The sequence below is a fragment of the Bartonella sp. CB10SXKL genome (assembly GCF_042195515.1).
Classification (GTDB): Bacteria; Pseudomonadota; Alphaproteobacteria; order Rhizobiales; family Rhizobiaceae; genus Bartonella.
The window spans coordinates 1-9,474 of sequence record NZ_JBHION010000024.1 but is presented as its reverse complement, the minus strand read 5'-3'; the positions used below and the strand labels follow the sequence as shown (position 1 = coordinate 9,474).

Sequence of the window (9,474 nt, the reverse complement as noted above, 5' to 3'; positions counted from 1 at the left end):
CCAGCACCAAGGGCAAATGCGGATTGTCCACGCCATGTGCCGCTACCAAATGAGACACTCAAAGATCCTGGCTCGTCGAAGTAACGTAGGTTGGATACTGCTAAACCAACGGCGGCTGCTTGCCTTGCCTCTTTCCGTACGCTCTTAATATCATAACTTAAAATATTAAACTTCATATCTGTATATCGGTCAGACCGATCAACAGCATCATCAATGGCATTAATAACAATATTATCCACCCGACTATCCGTATATTTTTTTGCATCATCGAGAACAATTTTCATCTGTTGCTGAGTGTAATCATGCAGTTGACCACCATTCACAGCTTCTTTCGAGTCCTTCTCAATACGGCCATCCGCAACATTATCAATTAAAACAGGTTCACTGGAATCTCCACCCTCTAAAGTGATCCTATTGGTTTTGTTTCCTTCTCCATCTTTATCATAGTTAACTGCGCCATCAGAAAGATTATTAACCGTGTTCTCAATATTATCAACTCTGTCTTCAATATTAAAAACCGTTTCACCAATATTCGTAACCGTAGTGGAAATATTGTCGACTCTGTTTTCAATATGCTTAATATCTTTTTCAACGCCAGTGATACGTTCGTTGGTCTCCCAAAGCTGTCCGCCATTGACTGCATCTTTTGACCCTTCTACAATTTTACCATCTGCTACATTGATAATCTTACTTGGTTGACCATCATGGCTAGCGTCATAAGCTTTTTTCTGCTCATTCCAATTTAAACCATTAGACGAGACATTGTTTTCAACATTTTGAATGCGGTCGTTTATCTTAGACATACTCTCACTCACGCCGTCAAAAGCACTGGCAACGTTATGATAATTCTTCTTTTCACCAGAGCTACCGTCAGCCTTGAATTGTGCTATCTTGAAAGTAGGAGCAGTCCATTCTCCATTATTATAGCCAGCGCCACCACCAAAATACGCAGCCAATTGGTTGCTCATAAGATAAAGTTGCGAACCATTTATAGCATCGGTTGAATTAGCAGAAATATCTCCATTGGCAAGAAACTTAATTTTGCTATTGGTTCTTCCCTCTCCATGCTGTGCTACAAATGCCTGCTCATCACTGTTCCACAACAAGGCGTCCCCTTTAACTTCTTGAGTAATATTCGTGATTTTTTCATTAACATCGTTTACCACATTCGTCAGATGCGTATTCACACTCTTCACATTTGCATCAAGACCTGTCAAAGCTGACCCAACGTCATAATAGTTGGCTTTTGCCATCTGACCATCTGTATCAATAACAGATAAACTATATTTTGGTCCTTTAAAGGTACCATTCTTGAATGACGCACCACCACCAAAATAATTTGCTATATCTCCAGATATTTTATTAATTTGGTTCCCATTGATTGCATCATGCGATCCTTGCGCAATTATGCCATCTTTAACATTATGGAGAGCAACAGGGTCTTGGTTATCTACCCCACCTAAAGTTACGCTACCATAATTAATGGCACCATTTTCTTTATCGTAGAGAACTGCAGCAGCTCTTGTGAGATTAATATCATTAGAAATCATCTCTATACTTTTATCAAGCTGGGCTTTGTTAACAGCTTCATCACTCCACTCTGCAGCTTTTACACCGGAAATTGTACGAGCATCACCAGATTCGTTTGCAACATTGATTTCTATACCACCTGTTGACTCACCAATGGTGATAGCACCTTCATTCTCTTCCTGCTTAACGAGGCTATTTTTTGTCGCATTCGTAATCTGATTTTGAATATTCGTGATAGAAGCATCAACAGCATTAAAAGTAGATTCAAAACCATTATGTGGCTTACCCTGAATAGTGTAAGTGGGAGCCTTACCGTTAGATACATCTGCACCACCACCAAAATATTGAGATGTATTTTGAGAAATTTTTTCTAGATTATTCGTAACAGTGGTAACATTCTGATTAGTAACAAAAAGTTGTGAACCATTTACCGCATCGGTTGAATTAGCAGAAATGTCTCCATTGGCAAGAAACTTAATTTTGCTATTGGTTCTTCCCTCTCCATGCTGTGCTACAAATGCCTGCTCATCACCGTTCCACAACAAGGCGTCCCCTTTAACTTCTTGAGTAATATTCGTGATTTTTTCATTAACATCGTTTACCACATTCGTCAGATGCGTATTCACACTCTTCACATTTGCATCAAGACCTGTCAAAGCTGACCCAACGTCATAATAGTTGGCTTTTGCCATCTGACCATCTGTATCAATAACAGATAAACTATATTTTGGTCCTTTAAAGGTACCATTCTTGAATGACGCACCACCACCAAAATAATTTGCTATATCTCCAGATATTTTATTAATTTGGTTCCCATTGATTGCATCATGCGATCCTTGCGCAATTATGCCATCTTTAACATTATGAAGAGCAACAGGGTCTTGGTTATCTACCCCACCTAAAGTTACGCTACCATAATTAATGGCACCGTTTTCTTTATCGTAGAGAACTGCAGCAGCACTTGTGAGATTAATATCATTAGAAATCATCTCTATACTTTTATCAAGCTGGGCTTTGTTAACAGCTTCATTAGCATTTACAGCTGCCTTCACACCAGAAATCGTCCTATCGTTGCCTGCATTATTTGCAACATTGATTTCTATACCACCTGTTGCCTTACCTATGGTGATAGTACCTTCATTCTCTTCTTGTTTAACGAGGCTGTTTTTTGTCGCATTCGTAATCTGATTTTGAATATTCGTGATAGAAGCATCAACAGCATTAAAAGTAGATTCAAAACCATTATGTGGCTTACCCTGAATAGTGTAAGTGGGAGCCTTACCGTTAGATACATCTGCACCACCACCAAAATATTGAGATGTATTTTGAGAAATTTTTTCTAGATTATTCGTAACAGTGGTAACATTCTGATTAGTAACAAAAAGTTGTGAACCATTTACCGCATCGGTTGAATTAGCAGAAATGTCTCCATTGGCAAGAAATTTAATTTTGCTATTTTCTTTGTCTGCTCCATGCTGTGCTACAAATGCCTGCTCATTATTACTCCACAACAGAGAATCTTTAGAGACACCATCAATTTTCTGAGTAAACTCATTGGCTACATGTGTTAAGCGGCTATTCACATTGTTGATATTGTCATCAAGCCCTGTCAAAGCATCACCAACATTATTATGGTCCTTAGTTATTGCTACACCATCTTCAGAAATTTGCGATAAATGATAGTGCGGACCAAACAAAATACCTTCGCTAAATTCCGCATCACCACCAAAAATGACTGCTACATCTCGGGATATTTTTTCAATCTGGCTACCATTAATTGCATCATGCGATCCTTGCGCAATCATGCCATCTTTAACATTATGGAGAGCAACCGGTGCCGTAGTCTTATCACCACCTAAAGACACACTATTATAATTAACGGCTCCATCTGCTTTTTTATCGTAGAGAACTGCAAAAGCACCCACTTTCTGAATATTGAACACCTCTTCACCAAGATCAGTAACCGTAGCTGATATGTTAGTAACCTTATCGTTAATATGGATAATATCCTTTTCAGCACCTGCAACACGATCATTCGTCTCCCAAAGCTGACTACCATTGATTGCATCATGCGAATTTTCAATAATTTTCCCATCTTTAACATTACGGAGAGCAACCGGTGCTGTAGTCTTATCACCACCTAAAGACACACTATTATAATTAACGGCTCCATCTGCTTTTTTATCGTAGAGAACTGCAAAAGCACTTCCCTCTTCAATGTTATTAATACTGTTACTAATATCTGCTATACGCCCATCCAGTTGTTCTTTATTAACAGCGTCATTAGCATTTACAGCTGCCTTCACACCGGAAATTATCCTATTTTCACCAGATTTGTTTGCAACATTGATTTCAGTGCCACCTGTTGACTCACCAATGGTGATAGCACTTTCATTTTCCTCCTGCTTAACGAGGCTGTTTTTTGCCACATTCGCAATCTGATTTTGTATATTCGTGATAGAAGTATCAACAGCATTAAAAGTAGATTCAAAACCATTATGTGGTTTGCCCTGAATAGTGTAACTGGGCGCCTTACCGTTAAATACATCCGCTCCACCACCAAAATATTGTGATATATTATGAGTTACACCTTCAACTGTATTCTCAATCTTCCCTAACTGCGCAAAATTCACTGCATCCTCAGGTTCTTCCCCAGCTGCCACTCCTGTAATCTGCTTATTGCCAGCATTAATACCATCCACAGTTATACCAGCCCCATTAGCAAACAGAATGCCATCATCACTTATAGAGCTTCTTCCAGCGGTAACTCGTTCCACTTTAATATTCTTAGCTAGATCAAATTTTACATTATTGTCTTCCTCACCTTTTATAATCGTAAGGTTGCCACTTGCCGCTGACAAATCTACAGTATCTTTTATACCAACGGCTTTAGCATTTTTACCCCCAACGGATAGGTTCCAACCTTGATCTACGTATTTTTGTAATGATTTTAACTGCGCAACATTCACAGCATCAGTATCATAAGTACCAGCTGCCACCCCTTCAAGCTGGCGCGTCATCTGATTTACATCATTACCAATAGTTGCTGGACCCGCATTACTTTTCCATACTTCATTCTCTAGCTTTGACGGGCTTTTAGTGAGAAAATCGAAACCGTAAGCACCCGGACCCGCCTTACTCGAAGAACCGTCCCCAAGAATAACCTTTCCATACGCCCGCGTTTCAGGCCCAGACCCTATAGCAACAGTTTCATCACCATCAGCCCTCACTCGTAAAGAATAAGCATTTACGAATGCATCTCTATTATCATCTTGGTTATTATATCCGGCATCTATCGCGATATTACCTAGTCCTAAAGCGTGCGCTGTAGAGTCTATAGCTACACTTTTCCCCTTTTCCGTATATTCCTCTGGATCTAAAATAACAGCGCCACCCACTGTAAAGATATTTTGTGCATCTTTCCATACAAACCTTCCGTCGACTGTTAAAACATTTATGACAGAATTTTTCCCCCCCATACCACTTGTATAATCATTATAAGCAGGAAGAGTACTTTGCGGATAAACCACGGCAGCATTCTTCACATTTTCAAGAGATGCTTTTGTTAAATCGAGATTTGCTGAAAAAACAGGAGAAGCATTCGATAAAAACAATGCCACCGCAGTTCCTAACGAAGCTACTTTAAACAATGATGATCGACGATGTGAACGAGAAAAACTCAAATCACGCAGATTTTGTGTAGTATATAATTTTTTCATAATACCCCCTTCATAATAATAGATTAAAAACACAAAAAAGGTATGCTCTAGAACTCTAAAGCTTTCTTATTTCCTTTGCGTGTTCCTGCTTTTACAGCGTGTTTTAGGTCATAAATAAAATTAAGACATAAGCTGTTGTTTCTACAGCGTCTTTAGAAGGGTAATTAGGGGAAGGTTCGTGAAAATCAATTTGAGGAAGGTAAAAAAATACTTAATATTAGAATAGATTTCATTTTTCTACCAAAGGTTGTGTGTCGTTTTTAGCTTTGATCTCTTTGAAAGAGGTATAATTTTTGTTGTGCCTATTGATCATCCGCTAGGCATCAGTTTATTTTTCGTGAATAAGATTTTTTATTTCATTAGAGGATTTATGAAAGCTTTTTACTAAAATGCCCCATCTATATCCTTACTAATGGTAATGTGTCTCGTTGCTGTATCCTGTTTTACAAAAATACTCACTGCTACTTGTTCTTTTATTCCCTTCAGTTGTGAAAAATTCATTGCACTATCTAGCACCCATATCTTTAGCTGCCTCATCAGAAATAGACAGTTTCCAACCTTTTTTCTTACGACTTCTTCTAAATCTTGCAACTGTCTAAGGTTCACTGCATCGGCAGATTTTCTATCAGCTGCTACGCCAGCTGCTACGCCTATAATTTGTCGCGTTATGTTCTTACTAGGAACACCAATACTTACTGCAACTTTCGTACTTTTCCATTGAGATTAGATGTTTTTAACCGGTCCTTGCAGAACAGACGTATCTCCAAAAACGCCAGCAGCTCTACCAGACACAGAGTTGTTCCCGATAGCTCTCCCATCAACCATCACTTTCTTTAGAATAGGAACCTAAAGCGATACTTCCACCCCCTTTTGCTTTTGAATAGAAGCCCATAGAAATAGCTTATTGAGCAAATGCATATGCACGGAGTGACCAAGAGCAATCGAACCATATTCTAAAGCTTTAGAAACAGCTCCTACTACTGTTGAATAATCACTCTTCGAAAGAGTATAATCATTTTCCCCGTGTTCGCTCTTCTTATTATATTCACCACCTACTGCGACACTGCTTTTCTCTAAAGCATGAGCCATATTGCCTACAGCAACGCTCCATTCTTTTTCCGTTTGCGCTCCACTACCCTAAAGCAATACTTGTGTTTGGAGTACATTGCATATCCTGTAGATCGTTGCATTATAAAGCATACGTTTAAAACTATACGAAAATAAAAGCTAAAACTGTCTTCTTTTAATAAAGGGTATATTCGTATTTACATTGCTTGAAGCATTTTAATAAATCAAAATAATAGCAATCAATTTTTTGAATCTTTACCACTAAGCTCTTTTATTCTCAACAAAAGTTGTAATAAGCTTTTTATATTCGGATTTTATATAATTACGGGAGTTTTATACATTTAGAATAGCTTTAGAGAGTTCTGGAAGAAAGTAAAAAATTTGCCCTTTTCTTAAATAAGAAAAAGGCAAATCAATTTTATGGATTTAGTCGTTTATTAGTTGAGTATCACATTAACCCCTGTACTTATACCCCAGTGACCTCCAGAAGTGGTAATTGACAAGTTGGAACCAATATCACCGTTCTCTGAAGTATAACCTGCACCAAAAGCAAAAGCAGATTGACTACGCCATAAACCACTACCAAATGCGATTGTTAATTTTCCAGGAATATCACTATAGCGTAAACCAGCTACCGCTAAACCAACAGCTGCTGCTTGTCTTGCCTCTTTTCGAACATCCTCAACAGCATAACTTAATGTCGAAAACTTCATATCCGTATACGAATTAGCCCCACTAACTCCATCTTTTACAAGATGAGAAATTTGCTCATCCGTATACTTATTGGCACTTTCAAGCACAAAATCCATCTTATCTTTTAATTGACCGCCATTAACCGCTTCTTTCGAATCCTTTTCAATCTTTCCATCGGCTACATTGGCTATTAATACTGGAGAACTTTCATCTCCACCAACTAAGCTAACTTTATTGGTCTTTTTTCCCGTTTCTTTATCTTTATCGTATTGTACAGATCCCTCCGTAACTCTATTTTCAATATCCTTGACCTGATCTGTAATCATCTGCTGAGTTTCCCAAAGCTGTCCTCCATTCACTGCTTCTTTTGAATCTCTGTCTACCTTACCATTCGCTACATTGATAATCTTACTTGGACTCTTAACACCCTGAGAATCCACATGAGATGCATCATAACTTCCTTTTTCTTCATTCCAATTCAGACTATTCAAAGAGGTACCCTTTTCAACTTCTTTTATACGATCGTTGATAGTGCTCATGCTGTCATTAACAACATCAAATGCTTCAGAGACATTATTACGCTCCTCTTTATCACCTTTCGTACCATCCTTATTAAAGACCTGAACAGTGAATTTTGGTCCTTGCCAGTTTCCTTCCTTATCATAACCAGCTCCTCCACCAAAATATGAGGCAAATGTCTGTTGAAGTGTATAAATCTGACCACCATTAATCGCATCCGTCGAATCTTCTGATATCTTTCCTTTCGCAAGGAACGTGATCTTGCTGTTTTCCTTGTTACCTTCTTTCTCATGCTGTGCTACAAACGCACCTGCATCATCACTCCACAACAACGCATTTTGCTCAATGTTGTCTGAAATCTCATTATGAAGATTCTTGAAAACCTTATTTACACCGGCAAACGCGGCTGCAATGCTATCATAATTCTCCTCTTCAAAGCTTCCATCTTCTTGGAAAGTCATTATCTTGAAACCTGGAAGCGCCCAGCCATCACCATCATACTTAGCATCACCACCAAAATACTTTGCTAGCGACTGATTCAGATCATAAATCTGTCCGCCATTAACCGCATCACTCGAGCCTGATACTATAGAGCCAGCCGCAAGTGATGTGATCTTGCTTGCTTTTCTGTCATCACCTTTCCCATGCAGAGCGATAAAAGCTTTGTCACCATCGCTCCAAGATAAAGAATCTTGTGCAACTCCCTCTGAGACCTCCTTAATGCGAGCGTTCACATTCTTGATATTGTCATCAAGTCCTTTAAAGGCAGAACCAACATCGGTATGCGGTTTATCTGTTACTTCGCCACCTTTATCAATACTGGATAAATTATAAGTTGGCCCTTTAAAAGCACCACCCTTAAATTCAGCATCTCCACCCAACAATTTTGCTATATCCATTGAAAGAATGTGAACCTGTCCTCCATTGATAACATCCGTTGAGTTTTCCGCAATCGATCCGGCGGCTACATTATGGAGCGCAACAGGTGTAGCATCCTTCCCTTTCCCAAAAGTTACATTTGTATAATCAGTTTGATTATCTGTTGTTTTATCGTAAAGAACAACAGAAGAACTATCAGACAGAAGGGTATCAGAAAGATCCTTCAAACCTTTATCAAATTGTTCTTTGTTCACAGCTTCATTGGCTTTTTCTGCTGCCTTCACACCAGAAAGGGTTCGATCCTTACCACTCTTGTTTGCGATATTGATTTCACTACCTTCTACTCCTTTACCAATGTTGATAACATCTTCATTTTTCGTAACAAGCAAATTACTGATTACATCGCTGATCGCAGTTTGAACCTTTGTGAAAAGTTTACCCACACCTGAAAATGCATCTGATACATTCTTATAGCTTGATTCAGCTTCAGTGCCATCATCATTGATAATTTTGAGCTTAAAATCAGGAACTTTCAATTCCCCATCCTTATATTCAGCGTCATCAGAAAAATATTTTGCAACCTTATCGCCCAGTGAATAAAGTTGAGAACCATTTACGGCATCCATCGATTCTTTCGTAATATCTCCTACAGCAAGCGATGTGATTTTACTTGCCTTTCTGTCATCACCTTCCCCATGCTGGGCGACAAAAGCTTTGTCAGCATCGCTCCAAGATAAAGAATCTTGTGCAACTCCTTCTGAGACTTCCTTAATGCGAGCATTCACATTCTTGATATTATCATCAAGTCCTTTAAAGGCAGAACCAACATCGGTATGCGGTTTATCTGTTACAACACCTTTTTCATCAATATTCGATAATTTATACCCTGGTCCTTTAAAGTTTTTGCCATCAAAGGATACATCGCCACCTAAAATCTTTGAGAAATCATCTGTGATGATATGAAGCTGTCCACCCGTGACTGCATCATATGAACCCTTGGCAATCTGACCATCAGCAACATTGTGAAGTGCTACAGCAGCAGAATTTGCACCTTTTCCTAAAGTCA

3 protein-coding genes and 2 pseudogenes are annotated in these 9,474 nt (G+C 38.8%); all 5 read right to left on the bottom strand.

Annotation, left to right across the window (positions count from 1 at the left end; translation table 11 throughout):
• A partial coding sequence (locus tag ACFIK3_RS08780; RefSeq protein WP_375676562.1) for a Vomp family autotransporter occupies positions 1-5,249 on the bottom strand: 5,249 nt, incomplete at its 3' end.
• Between the two features lie 384 nt (positions 5,250-5,633).
• Positions 5,634-5,786: a hypothetical protein gene (locus ACFIK3_RS08775; protein ID WP_375672586.1), complete on the bottom strand. Its 153-nt coding sequence runs from the start codon at positions 5,784-5,786 to the stop codon at positions 5,634-5,636.
• Between the two features lie 30 nt (positions 5,787-5,816).
• Positions 5,817-5,903, bottom strand: a pseudogene (locus tag ACFIK3_RS08770) (hypothetical protein); the annotation flags it as partial.
• 192 nt (positions 5,904-6,095) lie between these two features.
• Positions 6,096-6,353: pseudogene (locus ACFIK3_RS08765) on the bottom strand (hypothetical protein); the annotation flags it as partial.
• Between the two features lie 401 nt (positions 6,354-6,754).
• Positions 6,755-9,474: YadA-like family protein (locus ACFIK3_RS08760; RefSeq protein WP_375676561.1), on the bottom strand; the 2,720-nt coding region annotated here is incomplete at its 5' end.

Coding starts and splice junctions, on each gene's coding strand:
- ACFIK3_RS08775 (WP_375672586.1), bottom strand. CDS start 5,786: ATGAGGCAGCTAAAGATATGGGTGCTAGATAGTGCAATGAATTTTTCA.